The 18,662-nt window shown below is 67.3% G+C and carries 16 protein-coding genes; 13 read left to right on the top strand and 3 right to left on the bottom strand.

All coding sequences use genetic code 11. The annotated features are described in order from the left end of the window. Nucleotides 1-15 precede the first annotated feature (15 nt). Nucleotides 16-1,197, top strand: coding sequence for a 5-(carboxyamino)imidazole ribonucleotide synthase (locus H0A72_RS09080; protein ID WP_180154752.1), 1,182 nt, complete (start codon nt 16-18; stop codon nt 1,195-1,197). Continuing rightward, complete coding sequence (locus tag H0A72_RS09075) at nt 1,194-2,222, top strand: L-threonylcarbamoyladenylate synthase (protein ID WP_180154751.1); 1,029 nt, start codon at nt 1,194-1,196, stop codon at nt 2,220-2,222. The genes H0A72_RS09080 and H0A72_RS09075 overlap by 4 nt, the downstream gene beginning before the upstream one ends. 35 nt (nt 2,223-2,257) lie before the next feature. Here H0A72_RS09075 and H0A72_RS09070 read toward each other — a convergent pair whose 3' ends face one another. Genes H0A72_RS09070 through H0A72_RS09060 form a run of 3 tightly spaced genes read right to left on the bottom strand, consistent with a single transcriptional unit; the run spans nt 2,258 to nt 5,064 of the window. Then, entirely contained in the window at nt 2,258-3,091 is an 834-nt protein-coding gene (locus tag H0A72_RS09070) for an alpha/beta fold hydrolase (RefSeq protein WP_180154750.1), read from the bottom strand. Between the two features lie 28 nt (nt 3,092-3,119). Further along, entirely contained in the window at nt 3,120-4,082 is a 963-nt protein-coding gene (locus H0A72_RS09065; RefSeq protein ID WP_180154749.1) for an XdhC family protein, read from the bottom strand. Between the two features lie 52 nt (nt 4,083-4,134). Beyond that, complete coding sequence (locus H0A72_RS09060) at nt 4,135-5,064, bottom strand: LysR family transcriptional regulator (RefSeq protein WP_180154748.1); 930 nt, start codon at nt 5,062-5,064, stop codon at nt 4,135-4,137. A 257-nt stretch (nt 5,065-5,321) separates the two neighbouring features. Between H0A72_RS09060 and H0A72_RS09055 the strand changes: the two genes are divergently transcribed. From H0A72_RS09055 to H0A72_RS09005, 11 genes are all read left to right on the top strand, one after another. Next, a complete protein-coding gene (locus H0A72_RS09055; protein WP_246436908.1) occupies nt 5,322-6,509 on the top strand; it encodes a mandelate racemase/muconate lactonizing enzyme family protein in 1,188 nt (395 codons plus the stop codon). Continuing rightward, nucleotides 6,499-7,533: a tripartite tricarboxylate transporter substrate binding protein gene (locus tag H0A72_RS09050; protein WP_180154747.1), complete on the top strand. Its 1,035-nt coding sequence runs from the start codon at nt 6,499-6,501 to the stop codon at nt 7,531-7,533. The genes H0A72_RS09055 and H0A72_RS09050 overlap by 11 nt, the downstream gene beginning before the upstream one ends. Before the next feature lie 86 nt (nt 7,534-7,619). Continuing rightward, nucleotides 7,620-8,600 carry a Bug family tripartite tricarboxylate transporter substrate binding protein gene (locus tag H0A72_RS09045; RefSeq protein WP_246436907.1) on the top strand — a complete coding sequence of 327 codons (981 nt, stop codon included), beginning with the start codon at nt 7,620-7,622 and terminating at the stop codon, nt 8,598-8,600. Nucleotides 8,601-8,632: 32 nt separating this feature from the next. Next, nucleotides 8,633-11,629, top strand: coding sequence for a xanthine dehydrogenase family protein molybdopterin-binding subunit (locus H0A72_RS09040; protein WP_180154746.1), 2,997 nt, complete (start codon nt 8,633-8,635; stop codon nt 11,627-11,629). Beyond that, entirely contained in the window at nt 11,626-12,459 is an 834-nt protein-coding gene (locus H0A72_RS09035) for an FAD binding domain-containing protein (protein WP_180154745.1), read from the top strand. Before H0A72_RS09040 ends, H0A72_RS09035 begins: the two co-directional genes overlap by 4 nt. Then, nucleotides 12,456-12,962, top strand: coding sequence for a (2Fe-2S)-binding protein (locus H0A72_RS09030; RefSeq protein ID WP_180154744.1), 507 nt, complete (start codon nt 12,456-12,458; stop codon nt 12,960-12,962). Before H0A72_RS09035 ends, H0A72_RS09030 begins: the two co-directional genes overlap by 4 nt. Before the next feature lie 20 nt (nt 12,963-12,982). Then, the gene (locus tag H0A72_RS09025) at nt 12,983-14,530 is read left to right on the top strand and encodes an AMP-binding protein (RefSeq protein ID WP_180154743.1); all 1,548 of its coding nucleotides are present in this window, start codon (nt 12,983-12,985) and stop codon (nt 14,528-14,530) included. Continuing rightward, nucleotides 14,527-15,969: a UbiD family decarboxylase gene (locus H0A72_RS09020; protein ID WP_180154742.1), complete on the top strand. Its 1,443-nt coding sequence runs from the start codon at nt 14,527-14,529 to the stop codon at nt 15,967-15,969. The genes H0A72_RS09025 and H0A72_RS09020 overlap by 4 nt, the downstream gene beginning before the upstream one ends. Before the next feature lie 8 nt (nt 15,970-15,977). Beyond that, nucleotides 15,978-16,580 (top strand): UbiX family flavin prenyltransferase, encoded by a 603-nt coding sequence (locus tag H0A72_RS09015; RefSeq protein WP_180154741.1) that lies wholly within the window; start codon nt 15,978-15,980, stop codon nt 16,578-16,580. Nucleotides 16,581-16,618: 38 nt separating this feature from the next. Continuing rightward, complete coding sequence (locus H0A72_RS09010; RefSeq protein ID WP_180154740.1) at nt 16,619-17,425, top strand: enoyl-CoA hydratase-related protein; 807 nt, start codon at nt 16,619-16,621, stop codon at nt 17,423-17,425. A gap of 25 nt (nt 17,426-17,450) precedes the next feature. Beyond that, a complete protein-coding gene (locus H0A72_RS09005; RefSeq protein ID WP_246436906.1) occupies nt 17,451-18,638 on the top strand; it encodes an alpha-hydroxy acid oxidase in 1,188 nt (395 codons plus the stop codon). Nucleotides 18,639-18,662: the final 24 nt, after the last annotated feature.

Genomic DNA, 18,662 nt, shown 5'->3' with positions numbered 1-18,662 from the left:
ATACAGGTCGTTTCCATGAGTGAGGTCTCCACGTCTTCTCCTATTTTGCCGGGCGACTGGCTGGGCATGATAGGGGGAGGGCAGCTTGGGCGCATGTTCTGCCATGCGGCGCAAAGCATGGGCTACAAAGTGGCGGTGCTGGACCCCGACGAATACAGTCCCGCCGGCGCGGTCGCCGACATGCACATTCGCGCCGGCTATGAAGACCCCGACGGGCTGGCGCGCCTGGCGGCGCGCTGCAAGGCCGTCACCACCGAATTCGAGAACGTGCCCGCCCGCAGCCTGGCGATCCTGGCGGAAGCGTCCTCCGTCAGCCCGTCCGCCGCCGCCGTCGCCATCGTCCAGGACCGCATCAGCGAAAAGGCCTTCATCGTCAAGACCGGCGTGCCCGTGGCGCCCCATGTCGCCATCCGCCATGCGGACGACATCCGCGCCGCGCCGCCCGAGCTCTTTCCCGGCATTTTGAAGGTCGCGCGGCTGGGCTACGACGGCAAGGGCCAGGCCCGGGTCAAGACGCGCGAAGAGGCGCTGGCCGCCTTCGCGGAGTTCCAATCCGCCGAGTGCGTGCTCGAAGCCATGCTGCCCCTGGACAGCGAGCTGTCCGTCGTACTGGCGCGTGGCATGGACGGGCGGACGGTGGTGTTCCCGTCGGCGCGCAACGAGCATCGGGACGGCATTCTCGCCATTTCCACCGTCGACGCCGTCTCGGCCGCCACGCCTCAAGCCGTCGCCGCGGCCGATGCCGCGGTGGCCATCGCCCAGGCGCTGGAATACGTGGGGGTGCTGTGCGTGGAGTTCTTCATCTTGCGCGACGGCAGCCTGGTCGCGAACGAAATCGCGCCGCGGCCCCACAACAGCGGCCACTACACCATGAACGCCTGCGTCAGCAGCCAGTTCGAACAGCAGGCGCGCGCCATGGCGGGCATGCCGCTGGGCAACGCGGGCTGCCACATGTCCGCCATCATGCTCAATATTCTCGGCGACCTGTGGTTCGACGCCGCCACCGGTGCAAAACGCGAGCCGGATTGGCGGCGCGTCCTGGCGGTGCCGGGCGCCAAGCTGCATTTGTATGGCAAGGCCGACGCCAGGCCGGGCCGCAAGATGGGCCACGTGAACATCGTCGCCGCCACCATGGCCCAGGCCGAAGCCGCCGCCGCCGAAGTCGCCGGCGCGTTGGGCATCGCGTTCCGGCCATGAACGCTTCGGCGCCCGATATGGACCAAATGCTGGACGAGGCCGCCCGCCGCCTGGCGGCGGGCGGCCTGGTGGCTTTCCCCACCGAAACCGTATATGGCCTGGGCGCCGATGCCGAGAATCCGGCCGCCGTCGCCCGCATCTACGCGGCGAAGGGCCGCCCCGTGGGCCATCCCATCATCGTGCACCTGGCGCCCGAGGCGGATCTCGGCTATTGGGCGAGTTCGGTGCCGCCCGAGGCGCGCGCGCTGATCCAGGCTTTCTGGCCGGGGCCGCTGACCCTGATTCTGCCGCGGGCGCCGCACATTCCCGATGCGGTCAGCGGCGGTCAGAGCAGCATAGGCTTGCGCTGCCCCTCGCACCCGGTGGCGCAAGCCTTGCTGCGCCGGTTCGCCGGCTTGAAGCCGGGCGGCCAAGGCGGCGTGGCGGCGCCGTCGGCCAATAAATTCGGACAGGTGTCTCCCACCCACGCCGCGCACGTGCGCAGCGAATTTCCGGAATTGGACCCGGCCGAGCTGCTGGTGCTGGAGGGCGGGCCGTCCCAGGTGGGCATCGAATCCACCATCGTCGATGTCTCGCGCGTCGCCGATGGCGTGGGACCCATGCTGCTCAGGCCCGGGCACGTCACCGCCGCCCAGATCGCGGCCGTGCTGGGCAGGGAGCCCGCGCGGCCCGACGCCGGGGCGCCGCGCGCATCGGGCACGCTGAAAGCCCATTACGCGCCACGCACGCCGCTGCGGGTGATGCCCAGGCAGGACATAGCGCGCATATCGCGGGAAGATCGCCAGGGCCGTATCGCGGTGGTGGCCTTCGAGCCGCTCGCGGGCTCCGCCGGACCGGGCGTCGATTGGATTGCGGCGGCCCATGAACCCGAAGCCTACGCGCGCGAGCTGTACGCCTTGCTGCGCCGCCTCGATCAGCAAGGCTATGCCGGCATCGTGCTCGAGCGGCCGCCGGCGCTGCCCGCATGGCAGGCGGTCAATGACCGCATCGGCCGGGCGGCGGCGGCGTTCAGCCGGGAGGCCTAGAGCGGGATGCCGCCTGCCTTCAGCGTTAACCGGCCCTAGGCAAAGCCGGCGCCGGCGGCGTCTTCCGCCCGTATCCCCAGGAAAGCGCCGATGTGCCGGGCCAGCAGGGCGGGATATTCCAGATGCGGCGTATGCCGGCATTTTTCCAGAATCATGAGTTCCGCGTGACCGACGTGGCGCGAGATTTCGTACAGCTGGTCCAGCGTGCTGTATTGGTCGTCCCTGCCTTGTATCGCCAGCAGCGGGGCGGATATTCGGGCGAGGCAGGCCGTGATGTCCCAGCGGCGGAATTCGGGCGAGGTCCAGCGGCGGCTCCAGCGCCAGAAGACTGCGTCCGGATGGTCGTGCAGGGGCGCCAGGTACCGCTGCAGGGCCGAGTCCGTGTACTGGCGCTGCAGTTGCCCGATGAGGTCGAAATTGATGCCGGTCGCGTAGACGTGGGGCGCGATGGCGACCACGGCGCTCGCCAGCCGGGGAAAGGCCGCGGCATAGTGCAGCGCGATGGATCCGCCGTCGCTGTGGCCCACGATGACGGGGCGCTCCGCGGCCGGGTCGATGCCGGCGGCGCTGAACAGGGCGGGCATGGCTTCGGTGGCCTCGCGCTCCAGGTAGTCTTCGGGCCATTCATCCGGGTGCGGCGCCGGCCCGGAGCGGCCATAGCCGCAACGCGAAAAAACGAAGCCCCGGCAGCCCAGCGCGTCGCACAGGGCGGCGGGCCAGCCGCGCCAGGCGTCTATCGAGCCCAGGCCTTCGTGCAGGAACACCAGCAAGCGCGCGTGCTTGCGTTCGGGCGCGATCCATTGCGCTTCGATCTCGGCGGCGCCGCCGGGCCGGCGCACAAGGAGTTTCTGGTGTTCGGGTCTGGCCATGCCGCCTACCTTTTAACGTTAACAGGCCCTACGGATATTTTTGCAGGATTTCGACGCCATTGCGCACGGCGGTGATCTCGGCCATGATGGACACCGCGATTTCGGGCGGCGTACGGGAGCCGAGATACAGCCCGACCGGGCCGCGCAGTTTTCCGATTTGCGCGGGGGCCAGGTCGAACAGTGCCAGGCGTTCGCGCCGTCGTTCATTGTTGCGGCGCGAGCCCAGCGCACCGACATACATCGCCGGGGACTTCAGGGCTTCCAGCAAGGCCATGTCGTCCAGCTTGGGGTCGTGCGTCAAGGTTAACACGGCGCAGTGCGGGTCCGGCCGCAGGCGAACGATCAAGTCGTCGGGCATTTCGCGCGACAGCTGCACGCCGGCGATATCCCATTCATCCAGGTATTCTTCGCGGGGATCGCAGACGATCACCTGGTAGCCCAGGCTCAGCGCGATATTGGCGACATAACGCGATACCTGCGCCGCGCCGATGATGATCAGGCGGAATTGCGGCCCGTGGGTGGTGATCAGCCGGCGTTCGTCGTACTGGAGCGCGCGGGCGTGGTCCGCCGGGGCCAGCGTGACCGTCCCGTCGAGCAGGTCCAGCCGGCGCTGCATGAGCCGCCCCTGGCGCAGCGCCGCCAGCAACTCCGCCAGGCCCGATGCCGGCGTGGCGGGCTCGATCACCAGCTGCAGCGTGCCGCCGCAGGGCAGGCCGAACCGGTGCGCTTCGTCGGCCGTCAGGCCATAGACGAGGGTCTCCGGCAGGGGGCCCGGGCATGCGCCCTGCTGTACTTTGCGTATCAGGTCGTCCTCGATGCATCCGCCCGAGACCGAGCCTTTCACGTGGCCGTCGTCGCGGATGGCCATCATGGCGCCGGGCGGGCGGGGGGCGGAACCCCAGGTATGGACGACGGTGGCCAGCATGACCCGCCTGCCTTCCGAAATCCATTGAACCGCCGCGGCGAGTGCTTCGATGTCTGTGCTGTCCATGTCGTGTCTGTGCAGGGGCGCCGGGCCTTGCGCCGGCGGTTGGGAAAGCGCCTCAGGCCTCGGCCGGCGGCGCGTCCGGTTCGGAGGGCGTGTCGAGAGACCGCAGGCGCTTGGTGATGATGGCGATGAATGCGGCGCTGGCCGGGCTCAGGGGGCGCCGCGGGTGCGTGACGCACACCACCTGCCGGACGAGGCGGGGCGAGACGATGGGATAGCAGCGCAGCCCGTACCGCTCCTGGCGGTTGGCGATGGAGATGCGCGGCAGGATGGTGGCGAACTGGGTGCGCTCGACCAGTTTCAGGATGGAAATGACGGAGTCGGTTTCCAGCTTCGGGGAAAGGTCGACGTCTTCCGCCTGGGCGAAGCTTTCCAGGATGGCGCGCAAGCCATGGTGGCGCGTGGGCAGCGCCAGTTCGAGCTCCTGGACAGTGCGGAAGGGCACGCTGGGCGGCAGGGATTGCCGGTAGTCGGTGCTGGTGATCAGCGTGAGGTCCTCGTCGATGATGTGGTCCATGTTCAGCCCCAGGGGCCGCCTGGGCTTGTTGATGACGGCGGCGTCCAGCTGGCCGCCCGCCACCCAGTCCGCCAGCATGGTGCTGTAGCCGTCGGCCACCGTGATGGTGACTTTGGGATGGGATTCGGCGTATTCGCGCAGGGCGTCCGCCAGGACGCCCTGCGCGATGGACGCGATCATGCCGACATTGACGTGGCCGCTGAGTTCGCCGTCGGTGTGCAGCAGCTGGTCGCGCGCATGGACGATGTCGCGCAGGATGGGAAGGAACAGCCGGTACATCTGCCTGCCGGCATTGGTGGGCTGCATGCCTTGCTGGCTGCGTTCAAAAAGCTTCTGGCCCAGTTCTTCTTCCAGCTTTGCGATCTGCATGCTGAGCGCGGGCTGCACGATGTTGAGCCGCTTCGCCGCCCGGGTGACCGTGCCTTCTTCGAACAGGCAGACGAAATATTGGATCTGGCGTAATTCCATGGCCTTCCTTTTAGGTCCAAAGCAATAGTGATTTTTAATATCAAAAATAATGATATTTAAAAACCGCTATTTTTTTCAGATTGATGAAGTATATGGCATAAATCATGAAGAGACACATTCATAAACATCATTAATAATGATTAAAACAATAACTATATATTAATTGATCTGATTATCGGCCGGCACTACACTCGCTTCTTCATCATGTCGTCCAGCCCTGCGGGGCCGGATGCGGTCTGAAGCGAACGGGAGGCGGAATGTCGGTAATCGATGGGCACGGCGGTCGGCGCGGGGCGGAAGCGCTGCGCATCCGCGACCTGCGGGCGTATCCGGTGTCGGTGCCGGTGCCCGCCGGCAGCGGCGTGACGCTGGGCGTCGGGCGCGCCGTCAAGCGCGACGCCGTGATCGTCAAGGTGACGACGGACTGCGGCCTGGTGGGCTACGGAGAATCCCATCATGGGCGCGCGCACACCACGATTGCGCATTTCATCAACACCGCCTTGCGTGACATGGCGCTCGGCCACGACGCCGGCGACACGGTCGGCATCTGGCGCCGGATCTATGAGCGGCAGGTGCGCGGCATGGGGCTGGGAGCCGCCTGCGTCCTGGCGATGAGCGGGCTGGACATGGCTTTGTGGGACATACGCGGCAAGGCCGCGGGCCTGCCCTTGTACCGCCTGCTGGGCGGGTCCTCGCGCCCGCTGGCCGCGTATGCCGGCGGCGTGGCGCTGGGCTGGCAGGAGCCCGACAGCCTGGTCCAGGAAGCATCCGGGCACGTCGAGCGCGGCTACACGGCGATCAAGCTGCGGATCGGCGACCGTGTCGAGCGGGATCTCGCGCGGGTCGCGGCGGTGCGCAAGGCCCTGGGCGACGGCGTGCGCATCATGACCGACGCCATGATGGCCTACAGCCTGGAAGACGCGGCGCGGGCTATGCCGGCGCTCGACGAATTGAACGTGGGCTGGCTGGAAGAGCCTTTCGCCCCGCATGATTACCGCAGCTATGAACTGGCGCGACCGTTCGGCAAGCTGCCGTTCGCCGCCGGGGAAAACCACTACACCCGCTTCGAATTCACGCGCCTGATCGACGACCGGGTCGTTTCCGTGCTGCAGCCCGACCTTTCCAAGGCGGGCGGGCTGACCGAATGCCTGCGCATCGCGGCGATGGCCTCCGCCTACCACCTGCCGGTTCATCCGCACATCTCGATGACCGGGATCAACATGGCGGCCACGGTCCATTTTCTCTGCGCCGTCGACAACCCCGGCTATTTTGAAGCCGACGCCTCGCGCAACAACCTGCTGCGCGACGAACTGGTCCACGCGCCGTACGCGCTCGACGGAAACGGCTGTGTCCGGCCGCTGGAGGCCCCCGGCATCGGCGTGGAAGTCGACGAGGAATTTCTACTGAAACATCCACCCATAGAGGGACCCGCATATGTTCAATAAAAATGAAGAGACAAACCGATCCGGCGCGATTCGCCCGGGGCGGGCTTTCCGCAGGCTGCGCCGCGCCTTGCTGGCGACCGTGGCAGTGTCGCTGGCGGGAGCCGGCCTGGCGGCCCCCGCGGCGGCGGCGTACCCCGAGAAGCCCGTGAAGATCATCGTGCCGTATCCGGCCGGCGGCTTCAACGACACCCTGGGCAGGCTGATGGGCAACAAGCTGGGAGACATCTTCGGGCAGTCCTTCATCGTGGACAACAAGCCGGGCGCGGGCACCATGATCGGCACCTCGCAGGCGGCCAAGTCGCCGGCCGACGGCCACACCCTGCTGGTGGTGCAATTTCCTTTCGCGGCCAATCCCTGGCTGTACAAGAACATCGCCTACGACACGCGCAAGGATTTCGCGCCCATCATGCTGGCGGGGCGTTCGCCCATGGTGCTCGTGGTCAATGCCGAGTCGTCCATCCGCTCCATGTCCGACCTGCTGGAGAAGGCGCGCAAGAATCCCGGCGCGATCAACTATGGTTCGTCCGGCCCGGGTTCTTCGAACCACCTGGCCATGGCGCTGTTTGAAGGCATGGCCAAGATTTCCCTGACGCAGGTGCCGTACAAGGGCAGCACGCCCATGCTCACCGACCTGGCGGGAGGCCAGATCGAGGTCGCGTTCGACGCGCTGCCGCATGCCTTGCCCTTCATCCAGTCGGGCAAGATCCGCCCCATCGCGATCGGGCATGCCACGCGTTCGCCCGTGCTGCCCGATGTGCCCACCGTGACCGAGGCCGGGGTGGCGGGATACGAGGTTTCTTCCTGGCACGGATTCGTTGCGCCCGCGGGCACGCCGGACGACATCCTGGCGACGCTGAACCGGGAAATGAACAAGGTGCTCCAGATGGACGACGTCAAGCAGGTGTTCGCCGAACAGGGAGTGACGCCCGACGGCGGCAGCCGCGCGGCGTTCGCCGACTTCATCAACGGCCAGCTCGACCTGTGGAAGCGCGTGGTCCAGGAAGCCAAGATCGAAGCCCAGTAGGAGGCGCCGGCCGGGTTTGTCAAGGCGCGGCGTGGAAGGGGCCTTCAAGCCCGCGCATCGTTGTTTCTATTACCGAGGAGATGAAAATGAAGCATTTTGGTATGAAGTTCCTGGCGGCGGCAGGCCTGTGCCTGGCGGCGACCGTGGCGCACGCGGCCGACGCCGCCGCCAAGTATCCGGAAAAAATGATACGCATCGTGGTGCCCTACGCGCCGGGCGGTTTCAATGACACGCTGGGGCGGCTGTTCGCCCGCAAGCTGCAGGAGGCGTGGGGCCAGCCGGTCGTGGTCGAGAACAAGGGCGGGGCGGGCACCATCGTGGGCACAGAGATGGTGGCGCGCGCCACGCCGGACGGCTACACCTTGCTGATCAACGGCTTTCCGCTGATCCTGAACCAGTATCTGCACGAGAAGCTGCCCTATGACACGGCGAAGGATTTCGTGCCCGTCATCGCCGGCGCGCAATCGCGCAATCTGCTGGTGGTCCGCGCCGATTCGCCGATCAAGACCGTCGCCGACCTGGTCGCGCGCGCCAAGGCGGAGCCCGGCAAGTTCAACTACGCATCGGCCGGCAACGGCAGCTCGAACCACGTCACGATGGAGTATTTCAAGAACGAGACCGGCGCCCAGCTGACGCAGATTCCCTACAAGGGCAGCGCGCCCATGATCACCGATCTGCTGGGCGGGCAGGTCGACGTGATGTTCGACAACGTGCCGCACGTGCTCCCGCACGTTCAGGCCGGCAAGATGCGCGCGCTGGCCATTACTAGCAAGGAAAGGTCCAAGCTGGCGCCCGACGTGCCCACCGTCGCCGAGCAGGGCTATCCCGATTTCGAAGTGGCCGTGCCCTACGGGCTGTTCGCGCCGGCCGGCACCCCGAAGGAAATCGTGGCCAAGATCAACGCCGAGTTGCAGAAGGCGATCGCCACGCCGGAAGTGCAGGACATCTTCGCCAAGCAGGGCGTCGAGACGCTGAGCGGTTCCCCGGAGGATTTCCAGAAATTCTTCCAGGCTCAGATGGACAAGTGGTCCAAGGTCGTCAAGGCCACCGGAATCAAGGCCAATTGAGCAGCCGGTTTCGAAGCGAGAGGTCGTAGGCCATGCAGCAGCAAGTAGAGGATCGGACCGGGGCCGCGGCGGCTGAACGGCCGCATGTCGGCCGCCGCGCGGAACGCATCGAGGATGCCACCCTGTTGACGGGGCGTGGACGCTACGGCGACGATGTGGGCGTCAAGCCCGGCACGCTCTACGCCGCCGTCGTGCGCTCGCCGCACGCCCATGCCCGCCTGCTGGGCGTGAATGCCCAGGCGGCCCTGGCGCTGCCGGGCGTCAGGACGGTGCTGACCGGCGAGGACGTCAGGGCCTGGTCCCGGCCTTTCGTCGTCGGCGTCAAGCAGCCCATGGAACAATGGGCGCTGGCCATGGACAGGGTGCGCTACGTGGGCGAGCCCGTCGCGGTGGTGGTCGCGGAATCCCGCTACATCGCCGAAGACGGCGCGGACCTGGTCGAGGCCGCCTACGAGCCGCTGCCGGTGGCCGTGGAGATCGAGCAGGCGCTGTCCGGGGATGCGCCGGTGCTGCACGACAAGGTCGGCGGCAACGTCGTCAGCGAGCGGAACTTCAGCTATGGCAACCCGGACCAGGCATTCGCCACGGCGGCCCATCGGATCGAACTGACCGCGAAGTATCCGCGCAATTCCTGTACGCCGATCGAAGGCGCGGTCGTCATCGCCGAGTACATCTCCCCCGAAGACGGCTATGAAGCCAGCTCCAACTTCATGGGGCCGTTCTCGCTGCATACGGTCATGGCGCTGGCCCTGAACGTGCCGGGCACCCAGCTCCGGCACCGGGGCTTCCGCGACTCCGGCGGCAGCTTCGGCGTCAAGCAGGCGGTTTTTCCCTACATCGTGCTGATGTGCCTGGCGGCGCGCAAGGCCGGCGCGCCGGTCAAGTGGGTCGAGGACCGCCTGGAGCACCTGGTCGCGGCCACCACCGCCACCGGGCGCCTGACCCGGCTGGAGGCCGCGGTCGATGCGGAGGGGCGCATCATCGCGCTGGACTACGATCAGGTGGACGACTGCGGCGCCTATCTGCGCGCGCCCGAGCCGGCGAGCTTCTACCGCATGCACGGCGTGCTGACCGGCGCCTATGCCATCCGCCACCTGAAGGTCCGCAATCGCATCCTGCTCACCAACAAGATGCCCACCGGGCTGGTGCGCGGGTTCGGCGGCCCGCAAGTCTATTTCATGCTCGAACGGCTGATGCAGCGCATCTCGGTGGAGCTCGGCATCGATCCGCTAACCGTGTACCGGCGCAATTTCGTGCGGCCCGATGCCTTCCCGTACCGGGCGATCGCCGGCGCGCTGCTCGATTCGGGAGACTACGAGCGCCTGATGGACAAGGCCGTGGCGCAAGGCGGGCTGGACGAACTCTGCCAGCGCCGCGCCGCCGCCCGTGCCGAGGGCAGGCTGTATGGAATCGGCTTTTGCGCCATCGTCGAGCCCTCCATCTCCAACATGGGCTACATCACCATCGCGCTCACCCCCGAAATGCGCGCCAAGGCGGGTCCGAAGAACGGCGCCATCGCCGCGGCCACCATCAGCGTGGATCCCCTGGGCGGATTGACGGTGGTGGTGGCTTCGTCCCCCGCGGGCCAGGGCCACCGGACGGTATGCGCCCAGGTGGCGGCCGACGTGTTCGGGCTGGATCCCGGCCAGATCACCGTGAACGTGGATTTCGACACGCAGAAGGACGCCTGGTCGGTCGCCGCGGGCAATTATTCCAGCCGCTTCGCGGGGGCGGTGGCGGGCACCGTGCACCTGGCCGCCACCCGGCTGCGCGACAAGCTGGCGCGCATCGCCGCCAGGCAGCTGGACTGCCGGCCCGATGAGCTCGAGTTCCGGGACGGGAAAATCCAGGTCAAGGGCGACGCCTCGCGCAGCCTGCCTTTCACCCGCACGGCGGGCAGCTCGCACTGGGCGCCCGGGCTGTTGCCCGAAGGCATGGAGCCCCCGGTGCGGGAGACCGTTTTCTGGACGCCCGAGCAACTGACGCCGCCCGACGAAGAGGAGCGCGTGAACACCTCGGCCGCCTACAGCTTCACTTTCGATTTCTGCGGGGTCGAGGTCGACCGCGACACCGGCCGCGTGCGGATAGACCGCTACGTCACCGGCCATGACGCCGGCCGCCTGCTGAATCCCGCGCTGGCCGACGGCCAGATCCGGGGCGCCTTCGCGCAGGGGCTGGGCGCCGCCCTGATGGAGGAATTCCAGTACGGCCCGGACGGCAGCTTTCTGTCGGGCACGTTCGCCGATTATCTGGTGCCCACCAGCTGCGAGGTGCCGGAGCCCGTGATCGTGCATCAGGAAACCTGGTCGCCGTTCACCCCGCTGGGCGCCAAGGGCCTGGGCGAGGGCAACAACATGAGCACGCCGCCGTGCATCGCCAATGCCGTGGCCGACGCGCTCTCCGTCAAGGACCTCATGCTGCCGCTCACGCCGTCCCGGGTGATGGACCTGATCGGCATCGAGGACCCGCCCTCCACCCGGGCGCCGGCCGACGCGGCGCCGCCGCCGGCCAAGGGCGGCAAGGCCCTGACCGCGAGCGGCGAAGTCCAGCTGGCCGCCGACCGGGAAGCGGTGTTCGCCGTGCTGCTGGACCCGAACGCTCTGGCGAAGGTGATTCCGGGCTGCAATGCGCTGCAGAGCACGGGCAAGAACCGGTACAAGGCCGACGTGACGGTGGGCATCGGAATGATCAAGGCCCGCTATGCGGCCGAGGTGAGCCTGAGCGAGCTCGACCCGCCGAACAGCCTGCGGCTGTCCGGCGCGGGGCTGTCCAGCGTCGGTTCCGCGCAGGGCACCGGCATGGTAAGGCTGGAATCCAATGCGGGCGGCACGCTGCTCAAGTACGACTACGAGGCCCAGGTGTCGGGCAAAGTGGCCGCGGTGGGCGGGCGGATGCTGGAAGGCGCCGCGCGCATCGTCCTCGGCCAGCTGTTCGAGCAGCTGGGCCGGCAGGCGTCGGGCGGCGGCGCCGCCAAGGCTCGGCTTTCGCTCTGGGCGCGCCTGCTGCGGTTCCTGAGGAGGGCGAAATGAAGCCATATGCATTTGACTACCTGGCCGCCGGGTCCGCGGAAGAGGCGGTCGCCTTGCTGGCCCAGCTGGGCGGCGACGCCCGGATTCTCGCGGGCGGGCAATCCCTGATGGCGGTGCTGAACATGCGCCTCGCGCAGCCGTCCGCCCTGATCGACGTCTCCGCCACGGCGGACCTGAACTACGTGCGCGTCGAGAAAGGGCATCTGGCGGTCGGGGCCGCGGCGACGCAGGCCAGCGTGGAATGGCGCGCCGGGCTGGCCGACGAAGTCCCTTTGCTGGCGCGGGCGATTCCCTATATCTCCCATTTCCAGATCCGGAACCGCGGCACCGTCTGCGGTTCGGTCGCACACGCGGACCCCAGCGCGGAACTGCCGCTGGTGCTGACGGCGCTGGACGGCGCCGTCGTGCTGCGCAGCAAGAAATCGCGGCGCAGCCTGAAGGCGGCCGAATTCTTCCAGGGCATGCTGACCACGGCCCGCCGGCCCGACGAACTGGTCGAGGAAGTGCATTTTCCCCTGGCCAGGCCGGGGCAGCGGGTGGCGTTCCAGGAGTTCGCCGCCCGGCACGGGGATTTCGCGATGGCGGCGGTGGCCGCCGTGGCCGACGGGCGGCGCGTCCGTCTGGCGGTGGGGGGCGTCGCGGACCGCCCGATGGTGCGCGAATGGGAAGGGCTGGACGAATCCGGCATCGACGATGCGCTCAATGAATTCGCCTGGGATCTGCAGGCGCAGGACGACCATCACGCAAGCGCGCGCTTCCGCAGGCATCTGGTGAGGCGCCTGGGAAGAAAGGCCATCGAGACGGTACAGGCGAAGGAGGTACAGGCATGAGCCAATTGAAGAAGGGGCAGACCCGCAGCGTGACGCTGACGCTGAACGGCAACGTCCGCAGCGGGGATTGCGAAGCGCGCACCTTGCTCTCGGACTTTCTGAGGCATGAGCTGGGCGTGACGGGCACGCACGTCGGCTGCGAGCACGGCGTCTGCGGCGCCTGCACGGTCCAGATCGACGGCGTGGCGCAGCGCTCCTGCCTGACCCTGGCGGTGCAGGCGGAGGGCAGGCGGGTCGACACCGTCGAAGGCCTGTCCGGCCATGAGGACGGCCTGAGCGACCTGCAGGCCGCCTTCCGCCGCAATCATGCCTTGCAGTGCGGGTTCTGCACGGCCGGAATCCTGATGTCTTGCGACGATTATCTCCGGCGCAAGCCGGATCCCACGGAAGCGGAAGTCAGGGAGATGCTCTCGGGCCATCTCTGCCGCTGCACCGGGTACACCAATATCGTCAAAGCGGTACTCGAGACGGCTGCGGAAAGGCGCGCCGCCGTCTCCAACTGAATGGAACACCGGAGAAGGAAATGCTGGATTTGGGTAGAACATTCCTCCAGAGCATGGAACGCAGCCCCGCCGCGCCGGCGATCGTCGACGGCGACAAAAAGCTGAGCTATGCGGAATGGGGGGCGGAGATCGCGCGGCTGGTCCGCGGGCTGCGGGAATTGGGGCTCGCGCGCGGCGACCGGGTGCTGGCGGTGATGCAGAACCGCTATGAGATGGCGACCCTGCACTGGGCCTGCCAATTCATGGGCCTGGTCGTCACCCCGCTGAACTGGCGCGCCAAGCCGGAAGAGGTCGGATACTGCATCCAGGATGCGCAGGTGAAGGCCGTTTTCTATGAAGCGGTCAGCGAAGAGGCCGTGCTCGGCGCCCCCGAGGCCGGCGGCATCGCCCGCGTGTCCGTCGGCGCCGTCCGCCGCGAGGGCGGCGCGAGCTTCGAAGCCCTGTGCTCGCAGGGCGCGGACGAACTGACGCCGTGCGCCGACAGTGGCGATTATTCGCTCATGCTCTACACCTCGGGCACCACGGGCAAGCCCAAAGGGGTGCCGCGCCGCCATCGGCACGAGCGCGCGGCCGCCCTGGGGCACGTGGCGCAGAATCTTTACCGCACGGGCGAGCGCACCCTGGGCGTCATGCCGCTGTATCACACGATGGGCGTGCGTTCCCTGCTGTCCATGGCGCTGGTCGACGGCGTGTTCGTCTGCATGCCGCGGTTCGACGCCCGGGGCGCCCTGGCCCTGATCGAATCGGAAAAGATAAGCTGCCTGTACCTGGTCCCCACGCTCTACCATGAAATCCTGGGCGCGCTGGAGCACCGGAAGACGGACATCGGGTCGGTGCGGAAGCTGGGGTTCGCCGGCGCGCCCATGTCGGACGGCCTGCTGAGGAAAGTCCAGCAAGTGTTCCAGCCGGAACTATTCGTCAATCACTATGGCTCGTCCGAGATCTACACCGTCTCGATCAACCAGCGCGCCCTGGACAAGCCCGGCTGCGCGGGGCGCGCCGGCATCAATGCCCGCCTGAGGCTGGTGAGGCTGGATGCGGCGGGGCCGGACGAGCAGGTGGAGCGGGGCGTGGAAGGGCAGATCATCGCCGACCTGGCGGGCGACGAAGCCTTCGAGGGGTATTGGAACCGGCCCGACGCCGACGCCAAATCGATGCGCGGCGGCTGGTACTTCACCGGCGACACCGGCTATATCGACGGCGACGGCGACCTCTTCGTGACGGGGCGGGTCGACGACATGATCATCAGCGGCGGCGAGAACATTTCCCCGGTCGACATCGAGTCGGTCCTGTCGCTGCACGAGGCGGTGGACGAAGTGGCGGTCACCGGCCTGCCCGACGAGAAATGGGGGCAGCGCGTCGTCGCGTTCGTGAAGCGCAGGCATGCCGTCGACGCGGGCGAGCTCGATGCGCATTGCCGCGCGTCGGACCTGCTGAACTTCAAGCGCCCGCGGGAATACGTGTTCGTCCGCGAGATTCCCAAGTCGCCGGTCGGAAAGATTTTGCGCCGCAAGCTCGTGGCGGGTGAATACGAGAGCGACCAACCAACAGGAGTCACAGAAACATGAGTCTATCGTCAACGCACACCGTCTATCCGGACCTCCGGAGCTGGCTGCGCCGTCTTTCCGAGACCGACCGCGTGGCGGTGCTGCGTGAGAACACGCCGCTCAAGCATAGGCTGGCCGCCATTGCGAAGCGGCTGGACGGCAGCAAGGCGGCTTATTTTCCCAAGCCAGACGGGCACCCGATCCCCGTGATTTCGGGCTTCATGTCGCGCCGCGGCTGGATCGCCGAAGCCATGGGCGTCGACGAGGGCGAGTTGCTGGCGCGTTTTCGCCAGGCGGCCGACAACCCCTTGCCCTGGAAGGAGACGCCCGCGGGCCAGGCGCCCTGCCAGCAGGTGGTGCACCGCGAGGTCGACATGCACGACCTGCTGCCCATACCCACGCACAGCGAGCACGACAGCGGCCCTTACATCACGGCGGGCATGGTCATCGCGCGCAATCCCGTGACCGGCGTCCAGAACGTGTCGATCAACCGCATCCAGGTGCACGGCAAGCGCCGCATGGCCCTGCTCATGCTGCCGCGGCACCTGCACGCTTTCTACAAAGCGGCGGAGGCCGCGGGCCAGGCCTTGCCCATCGCGATCGTGATCGGCGCCGACCCCTTGACCCTGCTGGCGTCGCAAGCCATCACGCCCATCGATTACGACGAACTGGAGATCGCGGGCGCGCTGCACGGCAAGCCGCTGGAGGTGGCCAAGTGCCTGAGCAACGAGGTGCGCGTGCCCGCCCATGCGGAAATCGTCATCGAGGGGCGCATCTTGCCGGGCGAGCGCGACGAGGAAGGCCCTTTCGGGGAATTTCCCAAGTACTACAGCGCCCGTGAGTTCCGCGAAGTCATCGACGTGGACCTGGTCTCGCACCGGCGATCCCCCATCTACCACACCATCGTGCCGGCGGAGATGGAGCACCTGCTGCTGGGCTCCATCCCCCGGGAGGCCACGCTGCTCGCGCATCTGCAGCGCAGCTTTCCCGGCGTGCTGGACGTGCACCTGTCCATCGGGGGCGTGGGCCGCTACCACCTGTTCGTCAAGCTGCGCAAGACGCACGAGGGCATGCCGAAGAACGTGATCCTGTGCGCGTTCGGCGCGCACTACGACATCAAGCACGTGGTCGTGGTCGACGAGGACGTGGACGTGCACGAGCCGCAGCAGGTGGAATGGGCCGTTTCGACCCGCTTCCAGGCGGACCGGGATCTCGTCGTCATCGCGGGGGCGCAGGGTTCCGTCCTGGATCCGTCCACCACGCTGTATCACGGCGGCCGGGACACCGCCGAACTCGAGCTCCATCAGCAAGGCATGAGCGCCAAGATGGGGCTGGACGCCACACGCCCCGTCCGCTATCACGATCACGTGTTCACCAAGGTCATGATCCCGGGCGAAAAAGACATCGACCTGTCGGCCGAGGTCGTGCCGGGCGTCCGGATCGACTGGGACAGCCTCTGAGAACCGCCATGCAGAGTTCCAAGAAGAAACTGATCGTGGCCATTACAGGGGCCAGCGGCGCGGTGTACGGCGTACGCATACTCCGGCACCTGCAGACCCTGCCCGATTGGGAGAGCCATCTGGTGCTGTCCCAGTCGGGCGCGCTGACGGCGTCGCAGGAACTGGACCTCACCCGGGCCGAGATCGAATCCATGGCCGGCGTGGTCCATAGCGTCAAGAACATAGGCGCCACCATCGCCAGCGGGTCCTTCCCCAATGCCGGCATGATCGTGGCGCCGTGCTCGATGAAGACGCTGGCCGCCATCGCCTTGGGGCTGGCCGACAACCTGGTGGCGCGCGCGGCCGACGTCGCCCTGAAAGAGCGCCGCCGGGTGGCCCTGATGACCCGCGAAACCCCGTTGAACCTGGCGCACCTGCGCAACATGACGGCGGCGACCGAAATGGGGGCCATCATCTGCCCGCCGGTCCCCGCCTTCTATGCCCGGCCGGCGTCCATCGACGACATGGTGGACCATACCGTGGGCCGGGTCCTGGACCTTTTCGACATTCCCCATGACAAGCTGACCAGGCGCTGGGACGGCATCCGCCCCGCCGGCGCCGATTCATATTAACTTACACTTCCGGCATCGCCGAAGAAAGGAACAACATCGTGTCCCAACTCAAACATTCCGCACAGGACAAGCTCGAACGGCTGGACGGCTTCCATGTCAGCATCGACGCCCGGACCGGGCGCGCGGACGTCGTGCTGGCCCGCCCGCCTTTCAACATCATTTCCATGGCCCAGCGCGACCAGCTGCGCCTGGTGTTCGAATCGCTGGACGAGAACGACGAGGTGCGCGTCATCGTCCTGCGCGCGGAAGGCGAGCATTTCTCCAGCGGCGGCGACATCAAGGGCTTCCTGGAGGCCAGCCCCGAGCACGTGTCCAAGCTCGCATGGAATATCGCCGCGCCGGCCCGCTGCTCCAAGCCGGTGATCGCCGTGAACCAGGGCTATTGCTTCGGCGTCGGCTTCGAAATCTCGCTGGCCTGCGATTTCCGCATCGTGACCGACACGACGCTCTACGCGCTGCCCGAGCAGAAGCTCGGCCAGATTCCCGGATCCGGCGGCTCTGCCCGCCTGCAGAAGATGGTGGGCATCACGAGGACCAAGGACGTGGTCATGCGTTCGCGCCGCGTGCCGGGGCGGCAGGCTTACGATTGGGGCATCGCCACCGAGTTCGTCCCGCTGGCCGAACTCGAAGCCGCCACGGACAGCCTGGTGAAGGAGCTGCTGTTCTTCTCGCCCCTGGCCCAGCGCACGGCCAAGAAGCTGCTCAACGACACGGACGATGCGACGCTGTCCGTGGCGATAGAGCTCGAAGGCCATTGCTACAGCCGCCTGCGGTCCTCCGACGATTTCCGTGAGGGCGTCGAAGCCTTTCATGGAAAGCGCGCGCCGAAGTTCATCGGATCATGATCGGTTCCCGGATGAGCATATGGGCATGAACGCCATGTTGTCGATCGCCGATCTTCAGAAAGCCGCGAAGCGCCGCCTGCCTGCGGGCATATACGGCTATGTCGACGGGGCGTCCGAAGACCATCGCACCTTGCGGGCCAACCGTTCCGCCTTCGAGCGCTGGGCGTTCACCCCGCATGCGCTCGTCGATGTGTCGCGGCGATCGCAAAGCACCGGCCTGTTCGGAAAGACCTGGTCCATGCCCATCGGGATCGGCCCCATGGGCGTGTGCGGGGTGGTCGCCTACGATGGGGACTGCGCGCTGGCCAGGGCCGCCGCTTCGGCGGGCGTGCCTTTCGTGCTCAGCGCCGCGTCGACCACGCCCATGGAGCGTGTGCTGCGCGAGAATCCGGACGCCTGGTACCAGGCCTATCTGCCGGCCAATATGGCGGTCATCGAACCCTTGCTGCAGCGGGTGCGCGCGGCGGGCGTCGGCGTGCTGGTGGTGACGGTGGACGTGCCCATCGCCTCCACGCGCGAGAACGAATTGCGCAACGGCTTTTCGATTCCTCTCAGATGGACGCCGAAGCTGGTTGTGTCGGGCATGCTGAAGCCCGGCTGGCTGCTGGGCACCTTCGCCAGAACGCTGGCCCGGCAGGGCATCCCCCATTTCGAGAACTTCACCGCGGAACGCGGCGGCCCCATCATCGTGGCGCAGAAAGGCGATCATCGCGCCGGCCGGGCCGCAATGAGCTGGAAGGAAATCCGCGCGATACGGGATTCGTGGAAGGGCAAGCTCGTCGTCAAGGGCATTTTGCGCGCCGAAGACGCGCGCACCGCCGAAAGCATAGGCGTCGACGGCGTCTTCGTGTCCAATCATGGCGGCCGCCAGCTCGACGGGGCCGTCTCCACGCTGGCGGTGCTGCCCGAGATCGCGGCGGCGACGACCCGCGCGGCGGTCATCGTCGACGGCGGCTTTCGCCGCGGCACCGACGTGATCAAGGCCATGGCCCTGGGTGCGGATTTCGTATTCGCCGGGCGGCCCTTCATGTACGGCCTCGCCGCGGGCGGCGAGGCGGGCGCGCGCCATGCCTTGAATCTATTGAAGAAAGAGATCGATGTGGACCTGGCGCTGCTGGGCTGCCCGGACCTGGCGGAAGTCGACGGGCGCTATCTCAGGGACATGCGTGCCGCCGCGGCGTCCGCGGGCCGGCAGGAACAAGACAATGTTTAGCGTTCCGTGGCGCCGTCGCGCGCC

The sequence above is a fragment of the Parapusillimonas granuli genome, assembly GCF_013416525.1.
Classification (GTDB): Bacteria; Pseudomonadota; Gammaproteobacteria; order Burkholderiales; family Burkholderiaceae_B; genus Parapusillimonas; species Parapusillimonas granuli.
This window is presented reverse-complemented; position numbering and strand designations above follow the sequence as displayed.

What these genes read in the sequence shown, in the direction of transcription:
- H0A72_RS09025 (WP_180154743.1), top strand. Translation starts at nt 12,983, where the DNA reads ATGCTGGATTTGGGTAGAACATTCCTCCAGAGCATGGAACGCAGCCCC.
- H0A72_RS09060 (WP_180154748.1), bottom strand. Translation starts at nt 5,064, where the DNA reads ATGGAATTACGCCAGATCCAATATTTCGTCTGCCTGTTCGAAGAAGGC.
- H0A72_RS09005 (WP_246436906.1), top strand. Translation starts at nt 17,451, where the DNA reads ATGAACGCCATGTTGTCGATCGCCGATCTTCAGAAAGCCGCGAAGCGC.
- H0A72_RS09070 (WP_180154750.1), bottom strand. Translation starts at nt 3,091, where the DNA reads ATGGCCAGACCCGAACACCAGAAACTCCTTGTGCGCCGGCCCGGCGGC.
- H0A72_RS09030 (WP_180154744.1), top strand. Translation starts at nt 12,456, where the DNA reads ATGAGCCAATTGAAGAAGGGGCAGACCCGCAGCGTGACGCTGACGCTG.
- H0A72_RS09045 (WP_246436907.1), top strand. Translation starts at nt 7,620, where the DNA reads ATGAAGCATTTTGGTATGAAGTTCCTGGCGGCGGCAGGCCTGTGCCTG.
- H0A72_RS09050 (WP_180154747.1), top strand. Translation starts at nt 6,499, where the DNA reads ATGTTCAATAAAAATGAAGAGACAAACCGATCCGGCGCGATTCGCCCG.
- H0A72_RS09015 (WP_180154741.1), top strand. Translation starts at nt 15,978, where the DNA reads ATGCAGAGTTCCAAGAAGAAACTGATCGTGGCCATTACAGGGGCCAGC.
- H0A72_RS09065 (WP_180154749.1), bottom strand. Translation starts at nt 4,082, where the DNA reads ATGGACAGCACAGACATCGAAGCACTCGCCGCGGCGGTTCAATGGATT.
- H0A72_RS09040 (WP_180154746.1), top strand. Translation starts at nt 8,633, where the DNA reads ATGCAGCAGCAAGTAGAGGATCGGACCGGGGCCGCGGCGGCTGAACGG.
- H0A72_RS09080 (WP_180154752.1), top strand. Translation starts at nt 16, where the DNA reads ATGAGTGAGGTCTCCACGTCTTCTCCTATTTTGCCGGGCGACTGGCTG.
- H0A72_RS09035 (WP_180154745.1), top strand. Translation starts at nt 11,626, where the DNA reads ATGAAGCCATATGCATTTGACTACCTGGCCGCCGGGTCCGCGGAAGAG.
- H0A72_RS09055 (WP_246436908.1), top strand. Translation starts at nt 5,322, where the DNA reads ATGTCGGTAATCGATGGGCACGGCGGTCGGCGCGGGGCGGAAGCGCTG.
- H0A72_RS09075 (WP_180154751.1), top strand. Translation starts at nt 1,194, where the DNA reads ATGAACGCTTCGGCGCCCGATATGGACCAAATGCTGGACGAGGCCGCC.
- H0A72_RS09020 (WP_180154742.1), top strand. Translation starts at nt 14,527, where the DNA reads ATGAGTCTATCGTCAACGCACACCGTCTATCCGGACCTCCGGAGCTGG.